We start from the raw sequence: 22,049 nt of genomic DNA on the forward strand, positions 1-22,049 counted from the left end.
GAGGTCTGGACGGTGTTCCGGCATCTGGACCGGAAGGGCAGTGAGGCGCTAGGTTCCGGTGCTCATGGCGCGCTCGAGAACCCGCAGGCTGGTGGACGTGCTCCGGGTCGAGCAACAAGAGATCCGGGCACTCCGGTCTGCTGTCGGCCTCAAGCGCGCGCTCGCGGAACGCATCCGCGAGGCGCTCGAGCTCGGTGGTCTACGGCAGCAGGTCGCTGCCGTCGAAGGACAGCTGGCAGCGCGGGTCGAGCAACTGGTCTCGGCCGACGTCGGCGCCTACCGGCATCTCGAGGCCCAGGAGCGGCACATCGCGCTGCTGCAAGCGCGGGCTCACGCGCAGGACGTCCGGCTCGACGAGCTGGCCGGCCGCTTGGCCGAGCTCGAGGCCCAACGACCGAATGCCGCCCGGGCGGAGCGCGCAAGCGAGGTGTTGGCGGCCACCGCATGGGTCGACGCGCTGCCGCCGTCGAACGCGTTCGTGTCGGTGATCCTCCTGACGCAGAACCGCCCGGACCTGCTCCAACAAGCGGTTCGCTCGGTGCTTGCGCAGTCGCACCAGAACTTCGAGCTGCTGATCATCGACGACAACAGCGGGCCGGAGACCGCGGCCGTGATCGCAGCGTTCACCGATCCGCGGATCCGGAGCTTCCGGCGGGATCGTGATCCCGGGATCGCCCGGTCCCGCAACCTCGGGCTCGACCACGTGGCGGGCGAGTACGTCGCCCACCTCGACGACGACAACCTGATGGGCCGGTCGTGGTTGCGGGCGGTCGTGTGGGGATTCGAGTCCCATCCGGAGGCGGACGTCGCCTACGGTGCGCTGGTCACCGATATGGAGCGGAACGGTCCCGGCGCTCCGTGGCTGCTCTTCGAGCCGTGGGATCGGCGGCTGCTGCCGTTCAAGAACCTGGTCGATCAGAACGCGCTCGCCCACCGCGCCGGGCTCGCTGGATCACGCTACGACCCAGCGATCCGCTCGGCCACGGACTGGGACGTGATCCAACGGCTGACCCTGGAGAAGGACCCTGTCCGCGTGCCGGTGATCGCGGCGATGTACCGAACGCGGGCCAGCGGGCGGATGTCGGACAACACGAACATCCGTGAGGAGTGGGCGGGAACCCAGCAGCTGGTGTTGCGCAGCCGGCCGTTGCGGATCCTCGCCCTGCGGGGCGAGGTCGCGGTGCCGTCCGCGTTCGTGCGAGAGCTCGAGACCCTTGGCGCTCAGATCGCGTGGTGCGGTGAGGGCAACGGCCCGACGGCGTCCGGCAACACTCGGGAGTACGAGGATCCCAGCAGCGCTGTGGACGGCTTCCGCCCCGACCTCGTCGTGGCTGGTCCGGAGATCGGCAGCGACCAGCTGGAGGTGCTCCGCACGCCCTATGTGGTGCTACTCGCGGCGTCCAAGGGCAGCGCCTATGTCGCACCGGAGTTGCGGTGGGGCAGCTGTTTCGTCGGCGCCTGGGAGGCTGCGACGCCGTTCGGGGTCTCGGACGGCGGCGAACAGCTGCAGGCAGCGGTGTTGCGACACCTCGACCGGGTGCGGGCACGGCTCGCGGACTTCCCCGATCCGGGGCTGCCCAAGTCGGCGGCCGCGGCGGCAGCGGTGGCTGCGGGCGGCGGTATCGGCGACTAGCAGCCGCCGGGGTGGAGGTACGGGTCCCGTCGGCCGTCAGTCGGCCGACGCGCTGGCGGCGGCCACGGCCGGAACGGCCAGCTCGCTCGCGACGCCGAAGACGGCGTCCTGCCCGAAGCAGTTCCACGGATCGGCGAGGATCGCGCCGGGGGCCGCCAGCTCGGCGAGCCGGGCGAGCACGACCGGGTCCTGCCACGCGGAGTGGTTGGTGGCGAGGACGATCGCCTCGGCTCCCGTCACCGCCTCCTCCAACGTCAGCGTGGAGGACGGGCTGTGGGGATCGTGGGCGGCGACCAGCGCCAGCTCGCGCTCCAGCAGCCGCATCAGCTTGAAGCTGAGGGAATCGCGCTCGTCGTCGGTATCGCCCTTGAAGGCGAGGCCGAGCACCGCGATCTTCCGCGCCCGGAACGTCTCGCTCGGCAGCCGGCGCTTGAGGCCGTCGACGAGGAACAACGGCACCGACTCGTTGACGCGGCTGACGGCCAGCAGCATCCCCGGGGCGGGGGACCGCTCCTCGCTGAACGTGAAGTCCTTGCGGAGGCAGGTGCCCGCGGTCATCCCCGGCAGCTTCATCCCCCCGCGCGGGTAGTCGCGGTTGATCAGCTCGATGACCTCGAAGACGTTGGCCCCGTACTGCTCGCACTCCATCATCAGCCGGTTCGGCAGCGCGAACTGGGTGTAGCGGAGGATGTTGGTCCAGATCTTGGCTAGCTCGGCCTCGATCGGGCTGGTCTGGACGACCGGGGCACCGAGCGCCCGGAACGGCTCGGCGGCGATCTCGCCGGAGCGGGCACCGAACCCGCCGACGATGCACGGCAGGGTCGAGATCTCGTCGAAGAAGCGGGAGGCCGCGATCCGCTCGGGGACGTGGGCGACGAAGAGCTGCTCGCCGACGGTGAAGTCGCTGTGCATCTCCAGGTAGCCGGCGACGAACTCGGTCGTGCCCGGGGCGATCGTGGAGCGGAGGACGACGCAGTGGCCCTCGCGGAGGTGCGGCAGCAGGTCGTCGAGGACGCTGCGGATCTGGCTGACGTCGATCTCGATGTGGCTGAACGACGGCGTGCCGAGCGTCAGCACGATGTGGCGGGCGCGAGCGGCCTGGGCGACCTCGCTGGTCATCTCCAGTCGGCCCTGCTCGCGCACGCGCGCCAGGATCTCGTCGGCACCGGGCTCGAAGAACGGCATCCGGCCGGCGGCGACGGTCTCGACGATCTCGGTCTTGGCGTCGACGCCAAGCGTCTTCAGGCCACGATCGGCAAAGGCGAGTGCGAGCGGGAGGCCTACGCGCCCCACGCCGACGACGGCGACATCCAGATCCACGGGAAGCAGGCTAGCGGCCGGCCGGTGTCGCCGAGCGGCGACGGGCGGAACCGCGGGCCGGCCGCGGGGGCGGCGGCTGGTGCAGGACCGGTGCCGCGGCGTTCCCGGAGCGACGCTGGCGGATCAGCTGCGCGGCGAAGCCGGCGACGAACAGCGGGTTGTAGCGCGCGTACCGACGCCACAGCCGGCGCGGCTCCTGAACCAGGCGGAAGGCCCACTCGAGCCCACGCGCCTGGAGCCAGCTGGGGGCCTGCGGCACCAGGCCGGCGTGGAAGTCGAACGCGGCACCGACCCCGAGCAGGACCGGGGCGTCGAGCCGCGGCCGCATCCGGGCCATCCACTTCTCCTGCTTCGGGACGCCGATCCCGACCCAGACGACGTCGGCGCCCGACTCGTTGATCTCGGCGACGACCCGCTCGTCCTCGGCCTCGGTCAGGGGCCGGAACGGCGGCGACCAGCCGCCGACGATCTGGAGGCCCGGGAAGCGCGTCCGGAGGCTGCGCTGGAGCGTGTCGAGCGCGCCGCGGTCGCGTCCACCGTAGAGGTAGACGCGGGTTCCGGTGCGCGCGGCGTGGGCGCAGTGGCGCTCCATCAGCGTCGGCCCGTAGACGCGCTCCCGCTGGCGGTGGCCCAGCAGGTTCAAGGCCCACACGAGCGGCTGGCCGTCGGGGACGGTCAGCGAGCTGCCGAGCACGGCGTCGCGCAGCTCGGGATCCTCCTGGCACGCCATCACCGTGTGCGTGGCGGCGACGCAGACGTAGCCCTGGCGGCGGGACGCGACCATCGCGTCGATCCACGAGACGGCGTCGTCGTAGTCCGTCAGGGCCAGCGGCACGCCGAGCACCTCCACCTGGGGCGGGGGAGTTGCGAGCGCGCGCAGCACGTCCGCATTGGTGACCGGGTGCGCGTCGTCGTGCATCAGAAGAGGGGGGGGACCGGGACGGGTACGGGGATCGTCGACCGTGCCGCGGTTCAGGGCTTGAAACCCATGAACGGTCCCGAAGTTGCACGAATAATACCGTTCACCTGCAACGCAACGTATGTTGCACGGTTTGCCGGCACCGACGAGCGGGGTGCGGAAACCCGTTCGGAGCAGGCTCCGGCTAGCCTGCGCTGCATGCCACGACGCCCAGCCCAGGGGACCGGATAGATGACCCGTCGCGTGTTGATCACCGGGATCACGGGCCAGGACGGCGGCTACCTGGCCGAGCAGCTGGTCGCCGCCGGCGACGAGGTGGTCGGGACCGTCCGCCGGACCGACGGCGCGCTGGCGGCGGCCGGGCTTCCGCAGCTCGACGGCCAGGTCCAGCTGCTGGCCGCCGACCTGCTCGACCCGGCCTCGGTCCGGGCGGCGATCGCGACCGCACGGCCGGACGAGATCTACCACCTGGCGGCACCGACCTTCGTGCCCGACTCGTGGCGCGATCCGTCCGAGGTGACCGCCGCGATCGTGACGGGGACGGCGACCGTGCTGGCGGCGGCCGCCGAGGTCGGCGACGACGTGCGGGTGCTGGTGGCGAGCTCGAGCGAGATCTTCGGGGACGCCGGCGAGTCGCCGCAGGACGAGGAGTCGCCGATGCGGCCGCGGAGCCCCTACGGCGTGGCCAAGCTCGCCGCGCACGGGCTCGTCCGGACGTTGCGGACGCACCACGATCGCTTCCTCGTCTCCGCCGTCACGTTCAACCACGAGTCGCCGCGGCGGCCGGAGCGGTTCCTGCCGCGCAAGGTCACCGCGGGGGTCGCGGCGATCGCGGCGGGCCAGGCGGAGACGCTGACCCTCGGCGACCAGGCCGCCGTCCGCGACTGGTCGCACGCCCGCGACATCGTCGCCGGGATGGTGCTCGCGCTGCGCCACGACGAGCCCGACGACTACGTCTTCGCGTCGGGGGTCCCGCGCACGGTCGGGCACCTGATCGACACCGCGTTCGCCGCCGCCGACGTGCCGCGGATCGTGCCCGGGCCGGACGGCGCGCCCTACGACCGCGTCCTCGTCGATCCGCGTTTCGTCCGGCCGGCCGAGCGTTGGCCGCCGGTCGGCGACCCGACGAAGGCGCGCGAGATCCTCGGTTGGCGCCCGCAGACGAGCTTCGGTGAGCTGGTCGGCGAGATGGTCGCCGCCGACCTCGCCCGGCTGGGCGCGGGCTAGCCGGGCGGGACGCGGCAGACGTCGCTCACGCCCGGTTCTCCGCGCCGGCCGGCAGGACGTTCTCGCGAGCGGCTGGCGTCGCCAGGACTCAGCCGCGAGCCGACGCGGCGAGCGCGCGGTCGTAGACCGCCAGGACGCCCTCGGCGCACCGTTCCCACGTGAACGTGGCGGCCTGGGCGCGGCCGAGCGTCCGCAGCCGTGCGGCCTGCTCGGGGTCGCTGAGGATCTTCCGGACGGCGGCCGCGATCGCGTCGGGATCAGTCGGGTCGAAGAGGACGGCAGCGTCCCCGGCGACCTCGGGCAGCGAGGTGGCGTTGGAGCAGGCCAGCGGCACGCCGCGGACCATCGCCTCGAGGACCGGCATCCCGAAGCCCTCGTAGAGCGACGGGTAGACGCAGACGTCGGCGGCGGCGTAGAGCCCCTCGAGGTCGGCGTCCTCGATCCAGCCGGTCAGGACGACGCGCTCGCTCAGGCCGAGCCGGGCGATCTCGGCGGTCAGCCGCTCCTGCTCGCGGCCCTGGTGCCCGGCGATCACGAGTCGGACGTCCTCGAATCCCGCGCCGAGGACGGCGAACGCCTCCAGCAGGCGGGGGATGTTCTTGTGGACGAGCGCGGCCGAGACGCAGAGCGCGAGCCGGCCGTCACCGAGGTCGAGCTGCTGGCGCAGCGTGGCGGCGGGGGTCGGGTCCGGCGCGGCCCGCATCCCGCGACCGAGCAGGACCGGATCGACGCGCTCGGCGGGCACGCGCAGCCGCTCGACGACGTCGCGCTTGACTGCCTCGGAGATCGTGATCACCCGCGTGGCCCGGCGGGCGGCGGGGCCGACCAGCGCCTTGAGCCCGAGCCGGGCCGGCGTCGGGAAGGTGTCGGGGTAGGCCTCGTAGATCAGGTCGAGGATCGTGACGACGCTCGGGCGGCCGGGCACCACCGGCGGCGACGTGGTGCCCAACGAGTGCAGCAGGTCGACCCCGGCGCGGGCGGCGGCCCCGGGCAGCAGCGCGACCTCGGCGGCGACCCGGGCCGGCTTGTTGCGGGCGTCGACCGGGATCTGGTGGACGCGGACGTTGGCCGGCCAGCCCTGGGCCCGCAGCGACGGGGTCGCCTCGCGACCGGCGAAGGCGGTGAACCGGAAGTCCGGCCGCGCCCGCCCGAGCGCGTCGACGAGCTGGTGGGCGTAGATCTCGCTGCCGCCGACCTCGCCGGGCACGAGGTACAGCAGGTTCAGGCCGATATGGCGCGGGGAGGCGTCGGGCACGGCTCCGGAGGATGCCAGGGCGACGGATGGTTGTGGCGTCGGGACCGTCTCGGCGTTAGGTTCAAGCGATGAACCCTGTGAGATATCGGTCACTGATGGCCGCGGTCGCCGTCGGCGCGGTGACGACGGCGACCGTGGTCGCGAGCGCGACGGCGGCCACCACGCCCGCGAAGGTCGTGACCTCCCAGGGGCTGCGGATCAGCATCCCGGGCGGGGGCGCGAAGGCGAGCGTCGCCGGGGGCACGAAGCTCGCGGTCAGCGTGCGGCCGCAGGGGTCGCAGCGGGGCGCACGGCCGACGGCGAAGGTCACGGTCACGCGGGCCGCGTCCGGGGGCGAGAAGGCGGGGACCGTCGCCCGCAAGAGCCTCCGCCAGGGGACGGTCCGCTTTCGCGTCGCCGACGGCGCGGGCGTGCAGTACCGGGTCCAGGTCCAGGTCGGCAAGCGACGCTGGACGACCCGGCTGGTGACCGCCGACGCGGAGGCCCCCGAATCCACGCCCGCCCCGTCGTCCGGCCCGTGCGTGCCCTCGGGCACGCTCACGGCCGACGTCGCGAGCGTCGCCGCCGGCGGGACGATCCCGTTCCACATCACCAACACCGGCAACGCGGTCCTGACCTACGGCTCCGGCAACGGCTGGACCCAGTTCGTCGGCGGGGTCTGGTCGAACGTGCCGAACACGGGCGGGAGCACCGGCGAGGCGAGCACCTACAAGATCGCCCCGGGCCAGACGCAGGCCGGCAGCGGCAAGGTCTGGTCGACGCTGACGCCGGGGATCTACAGCCTGACCGTCGTGGCGACCTGCGCCAGCCCGGGCGCCAACGGGAGCATCACCTTCAAGGCGATCCCGCTGCAGACCACCCCGATCACGGTGACCGCGGCCGGCGGTCGCTGAGGCCGGGTCGTCGTCATCGCGCGGCCGGTGGCTCCCCCGTCGCGGGCCGCGCCTCTGGTCGCCGGCCGCGAGACGGTGACCGGGTCGACCGCCGTCGTGACCTCGTCGTCGACTCCGGGCAGCGCGGTCGCGGTGTGGGAGAGCCATCCGGCCCTCGTCAGGCACCGGGAGGCTATGCGCCGGTCAGCGGCCGCCGCGCGCGGCCCGTTCGGCCAGGACCCGGTCGACGTTGCGGGCGTAGCCGTCCCAGCGCCAGTTGGCCTCGACGTCGGCGCGCCCGGCGGCACCGAAGCGCTGGCGGAGGGCAGGATCGTCGAGCAGTCGCCGCAGCGCGTCGGCCATCAGCTGCGGGTCGCGCGGAGCGAGGAGGCCGGTCTGCTCGTGGCGGACCGACTCGCGCAGGCCACCGTCGTCGACGGCGACGACCGGCCGGGCGCAGGCCATCGCCTCGAGCGGGACGAGGCCGAAGGGCTCGCGGATCTGCGCGCAGACGACGACCGTCGCGTGCTGCATCAGCGTGACGATCTCGGGGAACGGCACCCCGTGACGCAGGTCGAGGTCGACGCCGAGACGGGTGGCCTGGGCCTCCAGCGCCGGTCCCTCGTTGCCGCGGTCGCCGACGATCACGAGTTGCGGACGGTGCTCGGCGGGCAGGCGGCTGACCGCGTCGATGACGAGGTCGTGGCCCTTCAACGGATGTAGGGCGCCGACCGAGAGCAGGTACGGCTCGCTCGTGTCCTCGGCGGTCGGGGGGACGGGCTGGAAGGCCTCCAGGTCGACCCCCAGGTGCAGCACCTCGGACTCGACGCCGTAGTTCCGGCGCAGGTCCTCGCGCGTGAACGCGGAGTGCGTGATCACGTACGCCGCGCTGCGGGCGGCCCGGCGATCGAGGATCTTGCGGGCCCGCTCGATCGGGTTGCCGCCGGCCCGGGTCAGGCGGATCTTCCAGTCGTCGCCGGGGTAGACCAGCATCGGGTCCTCGTACGCGGCCCGCAGCGCCTCCGGGGCGTAGTAGACGTGCGGCGTCCTCAGATGGTGCAGGAGCGACGGCGACTGCGTGAGCCGGCTGGGGAGGACCAGCACGACGTCGTGCCCGGCGGCGTCGATCTGGCGGGCGACGCGCCGGCCCGCCGGACCGGAGCGGGCGAGGCCGATCGCCGCGGGGAGCCCGGCGAACGGGCCCGGGACGTGGACCTCCTGGACGCGAACGTGGTCCGGGAAGCCGGCGAACCCGTGGACGCTCGCGTCCGGGGTGTAGATCGTGACCTGGTCGGCCGTGGTGTGGCGCGCCCACTCGGCGAGCACCCGTAGGGCGCCTCCGGTCGGCAGATGGTGGTACGCGGCGACGTTCAAGCCGCTCATCCTCCCATACCGTCCGAGGAGCGACGGAGCAGTCGCTGGACGGCCGAGCGCCCGAGCGCGAGCAGCTCCTCGGGGACGGCCCGGGTCAGCAACAGGACGGCGCTGGCGACGACCGTGGTGGCGACGAAGGGCACGAGCGGGAACAGATCCTGCGTCAGCAGGAAGGCGGCGAGCGCGGCGGCGACCGCGATCGCCACCTTGATCAGGTGGGAGAGCGGGCCGACGGGCAGCGGGTGGCCGCTCTCGCGCAGGCCACGACGGACGACCCAGTCGGCGGCCAGCGCGATCATGATCTCCGAGACCAGGATCCCGATCGCAAACCAGTGCGAGCCGAGCCACTCGCCGGCCACGACGGTCAGGGCGACGTTGCCGGTCAGGGCCACGACGTTGATCGAGAGCACGGCGCGGTAGCGGCGCTCGGCCAGCAGCATCCACATCCCGGCGGCTCCGACGAACAGCGCCCCGAGCGCGCAGCCGAGGATCACCAGCGCGTCGGTGGTGATCGCGTTGCTCTTCCCGGTGAAGATCAGGGTCATCAGCGGGGCGATGCCGATCACCCCGGCCGCGCAGAACGCGCCCATCGTCGCCGTCGATCGCCACAACAGGTCGTAGCCGCGCGAGAGCCGCGCGCGGTCGTGGAGCGCGGCGTGGGTCAGGATCGGGAACAGGGCACCGGTCAGCATCGACGGCAGCATCGTGAGCGGCTCGATCGCCCGGAAGGCGACGGAGAACGAGCCGAACTCGCTGGGGGAGAGGTACCCGGGGCCGATCAGGACCGGCGCCCGCAGGTAGACGACGCTGACCGCACCCGCTGCGGCGAACGCGGCCGACTCGCGCAGCAGCGCCTTCAGTCGGGTCAGGTGGAAGCGCGGCCACGGGAGCTGGCCCTCGGAGAGCAGGATCACGGCGAAGACGCCCGCGAGGCCGGCGGGGATCATCGCCGCGGCGAGCGGGATCACGCCGGCGCCGACCAGCACGAGGATCACCTGCAGGACCGCCTGGACGGCGACCGACAGCAGCTCGAGGGCGCCGACCAGGCCCTGCCGGAGCTGGGCGATCAGCGGGATCGTCAGGGCGGCCTGGATCGCGTTGAAGGCCACGCCGACCATCGCGAAGCACATGCCGACGACGACCACCTGGCCGTACCCGGCGGCGAGCGCGACGATCAACGCGATCACTCCACCGACGGCGGTGGCGACGATCCGCAGGCCGAGCAGATCCGCCAGCAGCAGCTTGCGCTCGTCCGCGTCGCGGCGGATCCACTCCCGGATCCCGACCCCGGAGAGCCCGAGGTCGCTGATCCCCGAGACGATCGTGACGAGCGCGATGATCAGCGAGAGCCGGCCGAAGTCGGCCTCCGACAGGTACCGGATGATCAGGACCGAAGCCCCGAGCGACAGCAGCAGGCCGACGACCCGCATCTGCAACCGGACGACGCCGCCGGTGGCGGCTACCGCCCCTGCGTCGGTGCTGCGCAGGTGGGCGTCGTCATCGGGGGAAGCGACGCCAGCGGTGGCGACGTGGGGTGGATCGGCCGACACGCCGGGAAGGGTCGCAGACTCGGGTGCGGTGGGTCGCGAGTGCGCGAACGCCCGCCCGACCGGCCGCGCGCTCGCGGCTCGGGACGAAACCGGCCCCTGTCATCATGGCCAGCCATGCTGGCGGTCGCGATCATCAACTACGAGACGCCGGACCTGACGGCCAACTGCGCACGCTCGGTGCTGGCCTGCTCACCGTCGGAGGCGTTCGAGGTCCTGATCGTCGACAACGGGTCGTCGGAGGTCACGCTGACCGAGCTGCGCGAGCTCGAGGGCGTGCGGCTGGTGGAGACGGGCCTCAACGGCGGCTTCGCGACCGGGGTCAACCGCTGCGTGGCGGAGGCGTCCCCGGAGGCCGACGTGATCGTGGTCCTGAACTCGGACACGGAGGTTCAACCTGGAGCGCTCGACGCGCTCGCCGAGGCCGCTCGCCGTCCGGGCGTCGGCATGTCGGCGCCGGTCGTGCTGGACCGGCACCGCAACGTGCAGCGCTCCGGGCACCGCCGGTTCCCGACGCTGTGGTCGACCTGGATGTCGATCTGCATCCCGCTCGTCTACGCGCAGTTCCTGCTCGAGCGGGTGGTCCGGCACCCGAGCTCGCTCTCGGTCGCCGAGCACGAGGACGGGGTCCAGCCGCTGCACGTGATGGGCGCGGTGATGGCGTTCCGGCGCGAGGCGTGGGACGCCGTCGGGCGGTTCGACGAGCGCTACTTCATGTACTTCGAGGAGACCGAGTGGCAGCGCCGGCTGCACGAGGCCGGCTGGCGGGTCGCGTTGGTCCCGCGGGCGCGCGTCCTGCATCTGCACCGGGGCGGGGACGAGGCGGTCGGGGTGCCGCCGCTGCGGTATCTCGATAGCGCGCGGACGTACTTCGTCGAGCGTGGTCGCTCGGACCGCGTGGTCCGAGCAGCGCTGGCCTCGTCGCTGCTGGTGTCGTACGTCGCGCTGCGGCTGTACGAGCCGCTGACCCGCTGGGTCCCGGCGCACCGCGGCATCGTCACCGCTTCGCGGCAGCCCGCCTGGCGGGGCGTCGTCCACGCGCTGCGCGGCCGCACCGTGCCTCGCCCCGACGGCCGCGATCCGGTGCGTCGCCGGGTGCGGGCCGTCGCGCGCTGAGCGCCCGCCCCGACCGAGGGTCGGGGCGCGCGTCCCGCGTCTCAGCGACCGATCACGGGTAGAGGACCCCGATGCCGGTCAGATCGCCCTGGGCGTTGTAGCGGCCCTCGGCGGTGCCTGGGTTGCTCGTCGGGTACATGATCAGCGCGTAGTCGTACGAGCCCCCGCTGACGTGGCCGAGGCCGTAGGCGTGGCCGAACTCGTGGGCGGCAACCGACCAGACGTCGTAGCACCCGGGGATGGCTCCGTCGGCCCAGCAGTGGTCCGCGTTGAAGAGGATGTCGGAGTTCAGGACCTGGACGTTCTGCCCGCCGGGACCGGGAGACGCGGCCCAGACCGCGCGCGAGGCCTGGCAGGCCAGGGTCGAGGCCCCGGCCCCGCAGCCGGTGGGCCTAGGCTGCGAGATCTGCGGCGCACCGCCGATGGTGACGACGTTCATCGTGTCGTCGGGGTTGAACGTCGCCCCGGGAACGGACCCGCCCCAGCTGGATGCGGTCCGCGGGTTGATCGCGAATCCACAGGAATTCCAACGGCCGTCGATGGTGGCCATGCCGCCCCCGACCAGGTTGTCCCAGCTCGCGTTCCAGAGGTTCGTGTAGTAGGTGTATCCGCGGGCGGGCCACCAGCTGTGCACGTTGGCGTCGTTGGGCCAGTTGACGATCGTGTTGTAGCTGTTGTTGAAGCACTTGGCCGGATCCTGGCTGCGGCTCTGGCGGGGCGCCGGGGGTTGCGGCTGCTTGTCCGTGAGGAGGCGCGCGTCGTCGGGCGGCTCGACCGTCGGTCCGCTCTTGTGCGCCGCGGCCCACTTCTGCTCGGCCTGCGGATCCGCGGGGGAGATGTAGTCGAGGTGGGTCGTGGTCAGGCTACCGTCGGGCCGCGGCTCGATCGAGGTGCCGAGGACGTACTCCTGGCGGTCCTTGGTCGTGGTGCGGAGCTCGTAGAGCTTCGCCCCCTCGAACCGGCCGGCAGGGGAGCAGCGCCGGACGGCGTAGGCGGCGTCAGGCAGGTAGAGGGTGGTCCGCGTGGCCGGACCCGAGGTGCGGCGGACGCCCGAGGCGCCGCCGCCCCCGAGGCCCTTCGCCATCGTGCCCGCGTCGGTGCACATGTTGTCGTTCTTCGCCTTCAGCGCGGAGGCGCTGAGCGGCGCGGCCTGGGCGCTCGAAGCACCGATCGCGAGGGCGAGGAGGAGGGGTGGGACGGTTCTCAGGACGGGATGGATAGCCATGGGTGCGATCCACGCTATCGGCGTGATCTCGGCGTCTGTATAGGTCGTGTGTCCGGGTGGTGACGCCGGGTTCACAACCTTCGGCTAGCCCACCGTCCAGTGCCGGTTCTACGCCGTCCGGTCGGCCTCGTCGGAGCTCGGGACGGGCTCCGAGCGGCGCAGCGCCACGAACAGGCCGCCGCCAGCGGCGGCGAGCAGCAGCACGAGCAGGCCGATGTAGACGGTGCCGGAGAGGCGGGGCGAGCGGAAGAGCGTGGCCCGGTCGCCGATCGTGCCCGCGATCGAGCCCACCGAGTGCGAGTCGCGCTTGAAGACCAGGGCCATGTCGAACGGGACGGCCTCGCCGTCGATCTCGACCTCCGAGTACCCCACGGCGGCGCCGCCGGTGCCGTAGATCGCGATCTTGTGCGGGCCCCGGTTGCGGAAGCAGACGCGGTAGCCGCGGCCGTCGAAGCGCTGGCCGAGGTCGATGTCCGGCCGGCTGAGGTCGGGGTAGCCGGCGGGGAACGTGCGCCGGGCCAGGACGCGGCCCCGCTGGTCGTGGACGCTGACGTCGATCGCCGGACCGGGACGGTGGTAGGTGCCGATCTGCAGGTTGACCGCGTTGAACGCTCCGCCGACGGGCACGTCGACCGGCGTCTGGCAGGCCTCCTGGCCCGCCTTCACCACGACGGCGGGGGTGCTTCGCGGGGCGTTGAGCGAGAAGGCGTCGCGGGTCGTCGTGGTCCAGGCGAGGACGATGAACCCGACCACGCCGACGAGCACGACACCGAGGAAGGCCGACGTCGACCTACGCATAGAAGCGGTCCAGGACGAGGCCGAGCGAGAACAGGTTGAGCACGAGCAGGCCGGCGATCGACGCGCCGACGAGCGCGCTCTGACGCGGCACCGGGACCCAGCGCACGGCCCGCATCAAGGCGAGCCCGGCGAGCGGGGCGAGCGGCAGCAGGTAACGGCCCTGGATGAACGAGGTGCGGCCCTTCTGGTACTCGGTCAGGTGGAGGCCGGCGAGCAGCGCCCCGGCGATCAGGACGAAGAACGCGACGATCGCCCAGTCGAGCCCGCGGCGGTCCCTCCACAGGCCAAGCACGGCGAGCGCGCCGACCGCGACGGTCAGGACCGCCAGCAGCACGTAGACCCAGTTCGCGAACAGGACCTCGAGCCAGCCGAAGGCGCCCCAGGACCCCTTGACGAAGAACTCGTAGACCGGCAGCGGGGCCTGGCTGGGGATCGGGTCCTGGAACGGCAGCTTGGGCAGGTAGAACTGCCAGAGGTAGGAGAGGAACTCCCTGACGTCGAGCCCGCCCTGGGTCACGTCGGCGGCCTGCGCCGAGGCGGCCGTCCCCGACAGGCGCGAGATCAGCGTCCAGACGCCGAAGGTCGCCCCGAGGCCGACGCCGGCCAGCCCGATCGTGCCGGCCAGCTCGCCGGCGCTGGCGGGCTCGGGCTTGCGCCGGGCCCGGAGCAGCGCGATCAGGAAGACGACCAGGACGGCGGGGACGAGCGCGAGGCTGGTCGCCTTGATCACGCAGGCGGCGCCGACGGTCAGGAACAGGGCCAGCACGCCCTTCGTGCTGATCCCCCGTCGCAGCAGCCGGACCGCGAGCCACATCGTCAGGGCCCAGCTGGCGAAGACGGCGGCGTCGGGGTTGACCGAGCTGGAGATGAACTGGTTCATCGGCGCCAGGCCGACGAAGCCGGCCACGCCGAGCTGCATCAGCCGGTTGCGCTTGAAGAGCTCGCCCGCGAGCAGCCAGGCGCCGGTAACGGCGACGAGCAGCCACAGCAGCGAGACCAGCCGCATCAGGGTCAGGCGGGTGAAGAAGTCGCCGCCGGCGCCGAGCAGGTAGGCGGGAACGACGGTCAGGTAGTAGAGCGGCGGGTTGCCCGACGCCGGGTTCGGGCCGTCGCCGTTGGTTCGGTCGCTCGCCGGCAGCGCGTCGCTGGCGCGGCGCCACTGGTCGAACGCCTGGGCGCTCCAGTTCATGTCGACTTCGAGCAGCGCGGCGGCGTTGACCCCGTTGGAGGAGTCCAGGGCCAGCTGCTCCTCGGTCGAGATCATCTGTCCCGTGGGGTCGTGCCCTGGGAGCGAGCTGGTCTCGGCGAGGTGCTGGGCGTACCCGATGTGGGAGAGCTCGTCGGGAGCCTGGTTGGCGGGAAGGACGAGGTTCCACGCCAGGCCAAGCGCAAGAACGGCGAGCAGCAGCGCCGCTAGTGGCGCCGGGACGGACCGTCGCCAGCGCCCTAGGCGCGAAGGAGAAGCGTTCACGAGTCGCGGATGGTAACAAGGACCCCAGGTGGAGCGACCCGCTGAGCGACCGCTCAGAGCAGCCGCTGGACCATGCGCCAGAACAGCCCCTGCGCCCCGGCCACGCCGGGGATCGCGTTGGCGGCGGCGAGGAACGGGGAATCGAGGCTGCTGGTCAGGCCGGCGGCGAAGGCCCGGGCGTCGACGGTCGCCGCGGCCTGGACGGCCCGTCGGTGCCGCAGCATCGCCGGCAGGTCGCGCACGACCCGTCGCTGCGCCCGCAGCTTGGGCCCCAGCCAGCCCGCCCGCCAGGCCAGCGGCAGCAGCGCCAGCTCGAAGACGAGCAGGGCCGGCAGCAGCAGCCACAGCAGGCGCGACGGGTAGCTGCCGACGATCGTCCACCAGCGGTTGCGCTCGAGGTGGAACCACTTGTAGTCGCCCTTGGTGAACTCGTAGTCGTGCGTGGCGCGGGCGGCGGGGGCGATGCCGACACCCCATCCCCGCAGCCGCAGCCGCAGCGACAGGTCGAGGTCCTCGCCGTACATGAAGTAGTGCGGCTGGAAGCCCCCGACGGACGCCCAGGCCTCACGGCGCACGATCATCGCGGCGCCGGACGTGAAGCCGACCTCGACCGGCTGGGCCGGCGCTTCGCTGACCGGCCGCCCGTTGCCGCCGGCCCAGCCGAAGCCGAGGAAGTGGACGAGGTTGCCCTGGGTGTTGACCACGGTCCCGCCGGGCAGCGTCACCAGGGCCTGCCAGGTGCCCCAGCTCGGGTGGCTCGCGGCGATCGCTCGCAGCTCGTCGAGGAAGCCGTGCTGGGGGACCGTGTCCGGATTCAGCAGCAGCACCAGCTCGGCGTGGCTGGCGTCGACGCCGATGTTGCAACCCTCGGCGAACCCGGCGTTGCGCGCGGTCTCGATCACCCGCGCGCGGGGCAGCTCACGGCGGACGACGTCGGCCGTCCCGTCGGTCGAGCCGTTGTCGACGACGAGCAGCTCGTCCGACTCGCGCAGCTGGTCGGCGAGTGCGGCGAGCGTCGCGTGGACGTCACCGGCGCTGTTGTAGGTGACGATCACGACGGCGATCGCCGGGTCGGACGTGTCCTGCGCGGCGGCCGTGGTCGTGGCCGTGGGTGTGGTGCTCACCGGGCGTGGTCGGCGTCGGAGCCGGTCGCGGCCTCGTCCCCGGAGGCCGGCTCGTCGGAGCGTCGCTCCAGATGCTCGAGCCGTCGCTGGAGCAACCCGACGCTCTGGGCCAGCACCTTGTTCTGCTCCCCGAGCCGCGAGATCACGATCGAGAAGTGCAGCAGCAGCATCGTCATGAACCCGAGCGCGACGGCGAACAGGGCCGACGGCCCGTAGGTGATGCCGATCGCCCGGGAGACCTGGTTGAGCAGGTCGCCCCAGACGGACAGGCCGAGCAGCACGACGGCGGTGAACAGCCACAGCAGCGCGTAGCGCTCGAGCAACCGGCGGCGCCGGACGAGCTCGAAGACGATCAGCAGCAGCCCGAGGCTGACGATGATCGAGACGATCTGGAGTTGGGTCTGCACGTCTGTTCGCCTAGATCCCGTGTTCGCCGGTGACCGCGGCGGGGTCCCCCGCCTCGACGTTGGGTCGTGCCCGCAGCAGCCCGATCGAGATCGCCAGCAGCACCTTGACCATGTAGAGCCCGGAGTGCCACGGCCGGATCGACGAGGCGCCGGTCGTCCGGGCCCGCATCGTGACCGGGACCTCCTCCCGCGAGAGTCGGTGGGCGTGCAGCATCAGCACGGCCTCGACCTCGGGGTAGTCGTGCGGGTAGTCGCGGGCGAACAGCTCGATCGCCGTGCGGTCGCACATCCGGAAGCCCGACGTCGGGTCGGTGACCTTCTGGCGGGTGATCGTGGAGAGCAGGACGCTGAAGAAGCGGATCCCGACCCGACGGGCCGCCGACGACTGGAAGCCGTTGCGATCGTCGGTCATGAACCGCGATCCGGTGACCATGTTCAGCTCGGGGTGCGCCTGGAGGTGGCGCAGCAGCTTGTGGATCTCCTCGGCGGCGTGCTGCCCGTCCCCGTCGACCTGGACGGCGACGTCGTAGCCCTGCTCCTGGGCGTAGAGGTAGCCGGCCTGGACCGCCCCGCCGATCCCGAGGTTGAAGGGCAGCAGCACGACCTCGGCGCCGGCCGCTCGGGCCCGTTCGCCGGTGGCGTCGGTCGACCCGTCGTCGACGACGACCACGTCGAAGTCGGGCGCGTTCGCGCGCAGATCCGCGACGGTCGCGGCGATCGCGTCCACCTCGTTGTACGCGGGGACGATGGCGAGATTCTTGGACATGCCGGAGGAGGGCCTCGCAAGCGGGCGCGCGGAACCCCCGCGCGGCCGAGGCGCTGCTGCCGCGCGCGAGAACCGAGCCGCAGAGTAGTTGATGTCCGCGCGGCGACGCGTCATCGACAGGTCGCGGTGCCCGTCGCCGATGCCGGCAGGCGGCGCCGGGTAGGGGTCGGCGGTGGCGAGACGCGTGCCGCGCAGCCACGTCACGCACTCCCCGCGGTGCCCGGTGCCGGGGTGCCCGGAACCGCGACGCGCGGTCTCCCGAGCCGCCGTGCGACGATGCCGGCGCCGTGTCTTCCGCTCTGCGTCTCGCACTGAACCTGATCTACCTGGTGCCCGGTGAGACCGGTGGGATGGAGGTCTACGCGCGTGAGCTGCTGCCGCGGCTGGCCGCGATCGACGGCATCGAGCCGGTCGCGATCATCAACCGGGTGGCAGCAGAGGACCGCGACGCGCCGTGGAGCGGTGCGGTCCGCTCGGTCGTCGCCGACGTCGACGCGCGGGACCGCAAGCAGTGGATCTGGGGCGAGCAGCGCCACGTGCCGCGGCTGGCGAGCGAGCTCGGCGCGGACCTGGTCCACAGCCTCGCCTCGACCGGCCCGGGGCGGCTGGCCGGCGGGCCGCCGCGCGTGACGACGGTCCACGACCTGCACTACGCGGTAGCGCCGGACGCGCACTTCGGGCTGCGGGGCCTCGGGATGCGGGTGCTGGTGCCGGCGGCGATCCACGCGTCGCGGCGGGTGATCGCGATCTCGCGGTCGACGAAGAACGACATCGTCCGGTCGGTGGGGAGGGCGGCGGACACGATCGACGTCGTGCACCAGGCGACGACGCTGCCTGCCGTCGGGAGCCCGGTCACTCCGGAGAGCGCGCTCCGTGCGCGGCTGGGCCTCGGTAATCGTCCGATCCTGCTGAGTATGGCGGCGAAACGGCCGCACAAGAACGTCGAGGGCCTGATTGACGCGCTGGCGGGCATGCCGCCGGAGCGCCGTCCGCTGCTGGTCGTTCCGGGCTACGCGACCGAGCACGAACCGGCGCTGCTGCTCCGTGCTGCGGCCCGTAATGTCGGTGACGACGTGCGGTTCCCCGGCTGGCTGCCGCAGGCGGACGTCGAGGGGCTGTGGCGGGCGTGCGCGGGGCACGTCTTCCCGTCGTTCTACGAGGGCTTCGGGCTGCCGGTGCTGGAGGCGATGGCGCGGGGGGTGCCGGGGGCCTGCGCGGATCGGGCGTCGATGCCCGAGGTCGCCGGTGACGCGGCGCTGCTCTTCGATCCGGCCGATCCGGCGGCGATCCGGGGGGCGATCGAGCGGCTGCTGGGGGACGAGCGGCTGCGCGAGCAGCTCAGCGCCCGCGGGCTGGCGCGGGCGCAGAGCTTCTCGTGGGAGCGGACGGCCGTGCAGACCGTCCGCAGCTACGAGCGGGCGCTGGCGTAGCCGGCGGCGACGGTCCGCAGGGAGCTGTCGATCGAGAGTCGTTCGGCGTTCTCCGCGAACCACTCGCGGGTGCCGGTGCGCAGCGCCTCGCCCTGCTGGTGACAGCATGCGATCGCCGCACCGATCGAGGGGCCGGTCGGCTCGGCGGCGACGAACCCGTTGCGGCCCTCGTCGATCAGCTCGACCGCGGCGTTGTCCTCGCCCGCGACGACGATCGCGGGGACTCCGTGGGCGGAGGCTTCGACGACGACCATCCCGTATCCCTCGCGGGAGGACGGCTGGACGACGCAGAGCGCGGTCCGCATCGCTTCGTCGATCACCTCCGCGTCGACGAACCCGGGCATCTCGACGACGTCCTGCAGCCCGAGCTCGGCGATCCGCGCGGCGACGCGCTCCGCCTCCGGCCCGGCCCCGAAGATCCGGCCCCGCAGGTCTGGCACCCGCTGCCGGGCCTCGGCGATCGCGTCGACGACCAGCCAGGCCCGCTTCTCCGGGATCATCCGGCCGGCGTAGACGACGGTCGGCGGATCGGCGGGCGGCGTGGCCGGCGGCGGTTCGAGCGCCCCGGCGTACTCGCCGGTGAGCACGGTGACGTCGCCGCGCAGGCCGAGGCCGCGGAGGCGGGTGGCGTGGAGCCGGCTGAACGCGTAGGCGGTCTGCGGGACCCACGCGCAGAGCCGCTGGATCGTCCAGCCGATCCGCCCGCCGAGCCCGCCGAGGTACTCGGTCCAGTACTCGCGGCTCCAGACCTCGTGCCAGTCGCAGCTGATCCGGAACCGGCCGAGCGGCCGGGCGACGGCGGCCGCGAGCAGCGAGAAGTAGGGGAACGACGCGGTGTGGACGACGTCGTAGCGTCGGCCGTGCCGCAACAGGTGCAGGAAGACCCCGAGGCCGAACCGCACCGGCGGCCCGATCTGCCGCCGGTCGCCGACGTACAGCTCCATCCGCGGCCCGACGGGGATCACCTCGACGCCCTCCAGCTCGGGCGCGTCGCCGGCATCCCACTGCGTCAACGTGAGGTACGTGACCTCGTGACCGTCGGCGGCGAGTCGCTCGGCGAGATTCCGGTACCACCGCTCGGCCCCGCCCACGGTCCAGGGGTAGAGGCAGTCGTAGACGAGGCAGATGCGCATTAGACGAGGGGATTGCGGCCCATCGGGGAACGAGGGGCCGAAGCAGCCGCTAGCGTCCTGGGCAGATGGCGAATCTCATCAATGCGAACCTCACGGCGGCGCTCCAGGTGCGGGAGTACGACGAAATCGCGCGTGAGGCCGTTGCGGCGGCCGGAAGCGGACGAGTCCTCGATTGGGGCTGCGGAGAAGGGCAGCTCTCGAAGCGGATGGTGGATCAGGGGGCGCAAGTCGATTCCTTTGATTTCGATCCGGAAGCTGACGGTACGGAGGTCCGCCCGTTCGAACTCTTCCCGGACCTATCGGCCATGCGGTCCGATGACCCCATCAGCTTGCCGTATCCCGATGAGACGTTCGATGTTGTGCTGTCATGCGGCGTTTTGGAGCACGTCGCGCAGCCGCTCGAATCGCTGCTCGAGCTTCGGCGTGTCCTGCGCCCGGGCGGGACGCTCCTCGTGTACAAGCTCCCGAATAGAACGTCGCTGTTGGAGTTTGTCGCCCGTATAGGGGGATTGCCGTACCACGGCATGCGAGTGCACGACACCCTCTGGGGGGTCCGATCGACCCGCTGGGCCCTTGAAGCTGCGGGGTTTGAGCCGAACTGGGTGCGGCGAACGAACTCCTTGCCGCTCACGGTCGATCATCCCTCAGTAACCCGGCGGGCCGACGCGTTGTGGCGTCTCAACAGAGGTTTGGCACGCGTTCCTGGATTGCGTCTGCTGGCAACGAATGTCGAAGCCTCTGCGGTCAAACCGGCTGCGGTGCACCGCCGTGAGATTGTGACGTAGAGGGGCAAGAAGGGGCAGACGCCCGCGGGCGTCTGCCGAGACGGCCTTACTTGGACAGCAGCTCCAGGTCCGCCCGGGTCATCAGGCGGATGAGCTCCTCGAAGCTGGTCTCCGGGACCCAGCCGAGGTCCTTCTTGGCCTTGCTCGGGTCGCCGATCAGCAGGTCGACCTCGGCCGGTCGGACGAACTGCGGGTCGATCCGTACGTACTGCTCGAAGTCGCCCAGGCCAGCCTCGTCGAACGCTACCTGCACGCACTCGCGCACGGTGTTGGTCTGGCCGGTGGCGATGACGTAGTCCTCGGCCGCGTCCTGCTGCAGCATCAGCCACATCGCCTTGACGTAGTCCTTGGCGTAACCCCAGTCGCGCTTGGCGTCGAGGTTGCCGAGCGCGAGTTCCTTGCGCAGCCCGAGCTTGATCGCGGCAGCGTGCCACGTGATCTTGCGGGTCACGAACTCGAGGCCGCGGCGCGGGGACTCGTGGTTGAAGAGGATCCCCGACGTCGCGTGCAGGTCGTACGACTCGCGGTAGTTGACGGTGATGAAGTGGCCGTAGACCTTGGCGACGCCGTACGGCGAGCGCGGGTACAGCGGGGTCTCCTCGGTCTGCGGGACCTCGCGGACCTTGCCGAACATCTCGGACGACGACGCCTGGTAGAAACGGGCCTCCGGCGCGGCTTCGCGCATCGCCTCCAGTACCCGGGTGACGCTCACGCCCGTGAAGTCGGCCGTCAGGGTTGGCTGGACCCAGGACAGCCCGACGAAGCTCATCGCGGCGAGGTTGTAGATCTCGTCAGGGTTCGCCGCGCGCATCGTGTCGACGAGCGAGCGCTGGTCGAGCAGATCACCTTGGTGGAGGGTGACCTTGTCGCGCAGGTGCTCGATCCGATCGAACTTCTCGGTCGATGCGCGGCGCACCATTCCGTGTACCTCATACCCCTGCTCGAGCAGCAACTCGGCGAGATACGAGCCGTCCTGGCCGGTGATTCCGGTGATGAGGGCGCGCTTCGGCATGCCGGGGAGCCTAAGGGACGGGCCCCGCGGCGGGCGTCGTCGCCCCGACCTCAGAGCCAGTTCGGCCGGTAGGACAGCTCGTACCGGAGATCCCGACTCCGCTCGCCGATCACGGTGGCCGGCGTGCCCCCGACGATCGCGAACGGCGGCACGTCCTTGGTCACGGTGGCGTTGGCGGCGACGACCGCGCCTTCGCCGATCGTGACCCCGCCCAGCACCGTGACGCCCATCGCGATCCACACGCGGTCGCCGACGACGATCGGACCGTAGGCGGCCTCGAAGTCGGGGTCGTTCACCAGATGCTTGGCGGTCATGAACCGGGAGTAGCTGCCGATGTTGACGTCGCGCCCGATCGTGATCCCGCCGCGGGCGTCGAGCAGCGCGTGGCGTCCGACGATGCTTCGCGCGCCGAGCTCCAGCCCACGCGGGAACCAGACCTCGGTCCGCAGCATCACCACGCCTGTCCGCGGATCCTCGAGGCGAACGCCGAGCAGCCGGTAGAGACGGAGTCTCCAGGCGGCGAACGGCAGCCGGTTCACCAGCCCGTTGAGGACGGCCTCAGGCGGCGGGACGAACGGCAGGAGGGCACGGAGCATCGGGGGCACGGTCCGGTCAGCGCCCGGTCGTCGCGCGGC

20 protein-coding genes are annotated in these 22,049 nt (G+C 72.1%); 6 read left to right on the forward strand and 14 right to left on the reverse strand.

Annotation, left to right across the window (positions count from 1 at the left end):
• Window positions 1–64 precede the first annotated feature (64 nt).
• Window positions 65–1,633, forward strand: coding sequence for a glycosyltransferase family 2 protein (locus tag ACVUH9_RS13275; protein ID WP_475757654.1), 1,569 nt, complete (start codon window positions 65–67; stop codon window positions 1,631–1,633).
• A 36-nt stretch (window positions 1,634–1,669) separates the two neighbouring features.
• Here ACVUH9_RS13275 and ACVUH9_RS13280 read toward each other — a convergent pair whose 3' ends face one another.
• The gene (locus tag ACVUH9_RS13280) at window positions 1,670–2,953 is read right to left on the reverse strand and encodes a nucleotide sugar dehydrogenase (RefSeq protein ID WP_475757656.1); all 1,284 of its coding nucleotides are present in this window, start codon (window positions 2,951–2,953) and stop codon (window positions 1,670–1,672) included.
• Between the two features lie 10 nt (window positions 2,954–2,963).
• Entirely contained in the window at window positions 2,964–3,872 is a 909-nt protein-coding gene (locus ACVUH9_RS13285) for a WecB/TagA/CpsF family glycosyltransferase (protein ID WP_475757658.1), read from the reverse strand.
• 231 nt (window positions 3,873–4,103) lie between these two features.
• On the opposite strand from ACVUH9_RS13285, the gene ACVUH9_RS13290 reads away from it, so the two are divergent.
• Window positions 4,104–5,099 (forward strand): GDP-mannose 4,6-dehydratase, encoded by a 996-nt coding sequence (locus ACVUH9_RS13290; RefSeq protein WP_475757660.1) that lies wholly within the window; start codon window positions 4,104–4,106, stop codon window positions 5,097–5,099.
• Window positions 5,100–5,187: 88 nt separating this feature from the next.
• On the opposite strand, the gene ACVUH9_RS13295 is transcribed toward ACVUH9_RS13290, so the two are convergent.
• On the reverse strand, window positions 5,188–6,354 hold the full coding sequence (locus tag ACVUH9_RS13295; RefSeq protein WP_475757661.1) for a glycosyltransferase family 4 protein: 1,167 nt from the start codon (window positions 6,352–6,354) through the stop codon (window positions 5,188–5,190).
• Between the two features lie 68 nt (window positions 6,355–6,422).
• Here ACVUH9_RS13295 and ACVUH9_RS13300 point away from each other — a divergent pair, with 68 nt between their 5' ends.
• Complete coding sequence (locus ACVUH9_RS13300) at window positions 6,423–7,247, forward strand: hypothetical protein (RefSeq protein WP_475757663.1); 825 nt, start codon at window positions 6,423–6,425, stop codon at window positions 7,245–7,247.
• Window positions 7,248–7,430: 183 nt separating this feature from the next.
• Here the strand turns inward: ACVUH9_RS13300 and ACVUH9_RS13305 are convergent, their stop codons facing one another.
• Both ACVUH9_RS13305 and ACVUH9_RS13310 read right to left on the reverse strand, forming a co-directional pair.
• Window positions 7,431–8,609, reverse strand: coding sequence for a glycosyltransferase family 4 protein (locus ACVUH9_RS13305; protein WP_475757665.1), 1,179 nt, complete (start codon window positions 8,607–8,609; stop codon window positions 7,431–7,433).
• A complete protein-coding gene (locus ACVUH9_RS13310) occupies window positions 8,606–10,150 on the reverse strand; it encodes an oligosaccharide flippase family protein (protein ID WP_475757667.1) in 1,545 nt (514 codons plus the stop codon). The genes ACVUH9_RS13305 and ACVUH9_RS13310 overlap by 4 nt, the downstream gene beginning before the upstream one ends.
• 114 nt (window positions 10,151–10,264) lie before the next feature.
• Here ACVUH9_RS13310 and ACVUH9_RS13315 point away from each other — a divergent pair, with 114 nt between their 5' ends.
• Window positions 10,265–11,263 (forward strand): glycosyltransferase family 2 protein, encoded by a 999-nt coding sequence (locus ACVUH9_RS13315; RefSeq protein ID WP_475757669.1) that lies wholly within the window; start codon window positions 10,265–10,267, stop codon window positions 11,261–11,263.
• Window positions 11,264–11,315: 52 nt separating this feature from the next.
• Here the strand turns inward: ACVUH9_RS13315 and ACVUH9_RS13320 are convergent, their stop codons facing one another.
• The 6 genes from ACVUH9_RS13320 to ACVUH9_RS13345 all read right to left on the reverse strand — a co-directional run bounded on the left by ACVUH9_RS13320 (window position 11,316) and on the right by ACVUH9_RS13345 (window position 17,054).
• Window positions 11,316–12,488: a matrixin family metalloprotease gene (locus ACVUH9_RS13320; RefSeq protein ID WP_475757671.1), complete on the reverse strand. Its 1,173-nt coding sequence runs from the start codon at window positions 12,486–12,488 to the stop codon at window positions 11,316–11,318.
• Between the two features lie 108 nt (window positions 12,489–12,596).
• Window positions 12,597–13,286: a hypothetical protein gene (locus ACVUH9_RS13325; protein WP_475757673.1), complete on the reverse strand. Its 690-nt coding sequence runs from the start codon at window positions 13,284–13,286 to the stop codon at window positions 12,597–12,599.
• Window positions 13,279–14,757, reverse strand: coding sequence for a DUF2142 domain-containing protein (locus ACVUH9_RS13330; RefSeq protein WP_475757675.1), 1,479 nt, complete (start codon window positions 14,755–14,757; stop codon window positions 13,279–13,281). The genes ACVUH9_RS13325 and ACVUH9_RS13330 overlap by 8 nt, the downstream gene beginning before the upstream one ends.
• A 53-nt stretch (window positions 14,758–14,810) precedes the next feature.
• A complete protein-coding gene (locus tag ACVUH9_RS13335; protein WP_475757676.1) occupies window positions 14,811–15,881 on the reverse strand; it encodes a glycosyltransferase family 2 protein in 1,071 nt (356 codons plus the stop codon).
• Window positions 15,878–16,288, reverse strand: coding sequence for a DUF2304 domain-containing protein (locus ACVUH9_RS13340; RefSeq protein WP_475757678.1), 411 nt, complete (start codon window positions 16,286–16,288; stop codon window positions 15,878–15,880). Before ACVUH9_RS13340 ends, ACVUH9_RS13335 begins: the two co-directional genes overlap by 4 nt.
• A gap of 10 nt (window positions 16,289–16,298) precedes the next feature.
• Window positions 16,299–17,054, reverse strand: a complete 756-nt coding sequence (locus ACVUH9_RS13345) for a glycosyltransferase family 2 protein (protein WP_475757680.1) — start codon at window positions 17,052–17,054, stop codon at window positions 16,299–16,301.
• Window positions 17,055–17,341: 287 nt separating this feature from the next.
• On the opposite strand from ACVUH9_RS13345, the gene ACVUH9_RS13350 reads away from it, so the two are divergent.
• Entirely contained in the window at window positions 17,342–18,484 is a 1,143-nt protein-coding gene (locus ACVUH9_RS13350; RefSeq protein ID WP_475757682.1) for a glycosyltransferase family 4 protein, read from the forward strand.
• On the opposite strand, the gene ACVUH9_RS13355 is transcribed toward ACVUH9_RS13350, so the two are convergent.
• A complete protein-coding gene (locus tag ACVUH9_RS13355; RefSeq protein WP_475757684.1) occupies window positions 18,463–19,617 on the reverse strand; it encodes a glycosyltransferase family 4 protein in 1,155 nt (384 codons plus the stop codon). The genes ACVUH9_RS13350 and ACVUH9_RS13355 overlap by 22 nt on opposite strands.
• 65 nt (window positions 19,618–19,682) lie before the next feature.
• Here ACVUH9_RS13355 and ACVUH9_RS13360 point away from each other — a divergent pair, with 65 nt between their 5' ends.
• A complete protein-coding gene (locus tag ACVUH9_RS13360) occupies window positions 19,683–20,402 on the forward strand; it encodes a class I SAM-dependent methyltransferase (protein WP_475757686.1) in 720 nt (239 codons plus the stop codon).
• 46 nt (window positions 20,403–20,448) lie between these two features.
• Here ACVUH9_RS13360 and gmd read toward each other — a convergent pair whose 3' ends face one another.
• Window positions 20,449–21,414 (reverse strand): GDP-mannose 4,6-dehydratase, encoded by a 966-nt coding sequence (gene gmd / locus ACVUH9_RS13365; RefSeq protein WP_475757688.1) that lies wholly within the window; start codon window positions 21,412–21,414, stop codon window positions 20,449–20,451.
• Window positions 21,415–21,464: 50 nt separating this feature from the next.
• The gene (locus ACVUH9_RS13370) at window positions 21,465–22,010 is read right to left on the reverse strand and encodes an acyltransferase (RefSeq protein WP_475757690.1); all 546 of its coding nucleotides are present in this window, start codon (window positions 22,008–22,010) and stop codon (window positions 21,465–21,467) included.
• Window positions 22,011–22,049 lie beyond the last annotated feature (39 nt).

This window comes from Patulibacter ginsengiterrae (assembly GCF_056269115.1).

What these genes read in the sequence shown, in the direction of transcription:
- ACVUH9_RS13315 (WP_475757669.1), top strand. Translation starts at nt 10,265, where the DNA reads ATGCTGGCGGTCGCGATCATCAACTACGAGACGCCGGACCTGACGGCC.
- ACVUH9_RS13345 (WP_475757680.1), bottom strand. Translation starts at nt 17,054, where the DNA reads ATGTCCAAGAATCTCGCCATCGTCCCCGCGTACAACGAGGTGGACGCG.
- ACVUH9_RS13320 (WP_475757671.1), bottom strand. Translation starts at nt 12,488, where the DNA reads ATGGCTATCCATCCCGTCCTGAGAACCGTCCCACCCCTCCTCCTCGCC.
- ACVUH9_RS13355 (WP_475757684.1), bottom strand. Translation starts at nt 19,617, where the DNA reads ATGCGCATCTGCCTCGTCTACGACTGCCTCTACCCCTGGACCGTGGGC.
- ACVUH9_RS13275 (WP_475757654.1), top strand. Translation starts at nt 65, where the DNA reads ATGGCGCGCTCGAGAACCCGCAGGCTGGTGGACGTGCTCCGGGTCGAG.
- ACVUH9_RS13300 (WP_475757663.1), top strand. Translation starts at nt 6,423, where the DNA reads ATGAACCCTGTGAGATATCGGTCACTGATGGCCGCGGTCGCCGTCGGC.
- ACVUH9_RS13360 (WP_475757686.1), top strand. Translation starts at nt 19,683, where the DNA reads ATGGCGAATCTCATCAATGCGAACCTCACGGCGGCGCTCCAGGTGCGG.
- ACVUH9_RS13290 (WP_475757660.1), top strand. Translation starts at nt 4,104, where the DNA reads ATGACCCGTCGCGTGTTGATCACCGGGATCACGGGCCAGGACGGCGGC.
- ACVUH9_RS13370 (WP_475757690.1), bottom strand. Translation starts at nt 22,010, where the DNA reads ATGCTCCGTGCCCTCCTGCCGTTCGTCCCGCCGCCTGAGGCCGTCCTC.
- ACVUH9_RS13285 (WP_475757658.1), bottom strand. Translation starts at nt 3,872, where the DNA reads ATGCACGACGACGCGCACCCGGTCACCAATGCGGACGTGCTGCGCGCG.
- ACVUH9_RS13325 (WP_475757673.1), bottom strand. Translation starts at nt 13,286, where the DNA reads ATGCGTAGGTCGACGTCGGCCTTCCTCGGTGTCGTGCTCGTCGGCGTG.
- gmd (WP_475757688.1), bottom strand. Translation starts at nt 21,414, where the DNA reads ATGCCGAAGCGCGCCCTCATCACCGGAATCACCGGCCAGGACGGCTCG.
- ACVUH9_RS13305 (WP_475757665.1), bottom strand. Translation starts at nt 8,609, where the DNA reads ATGAGCGGCTTGAACGTCGCCGCGTACCACCATCTGCCGACCGGAGGC.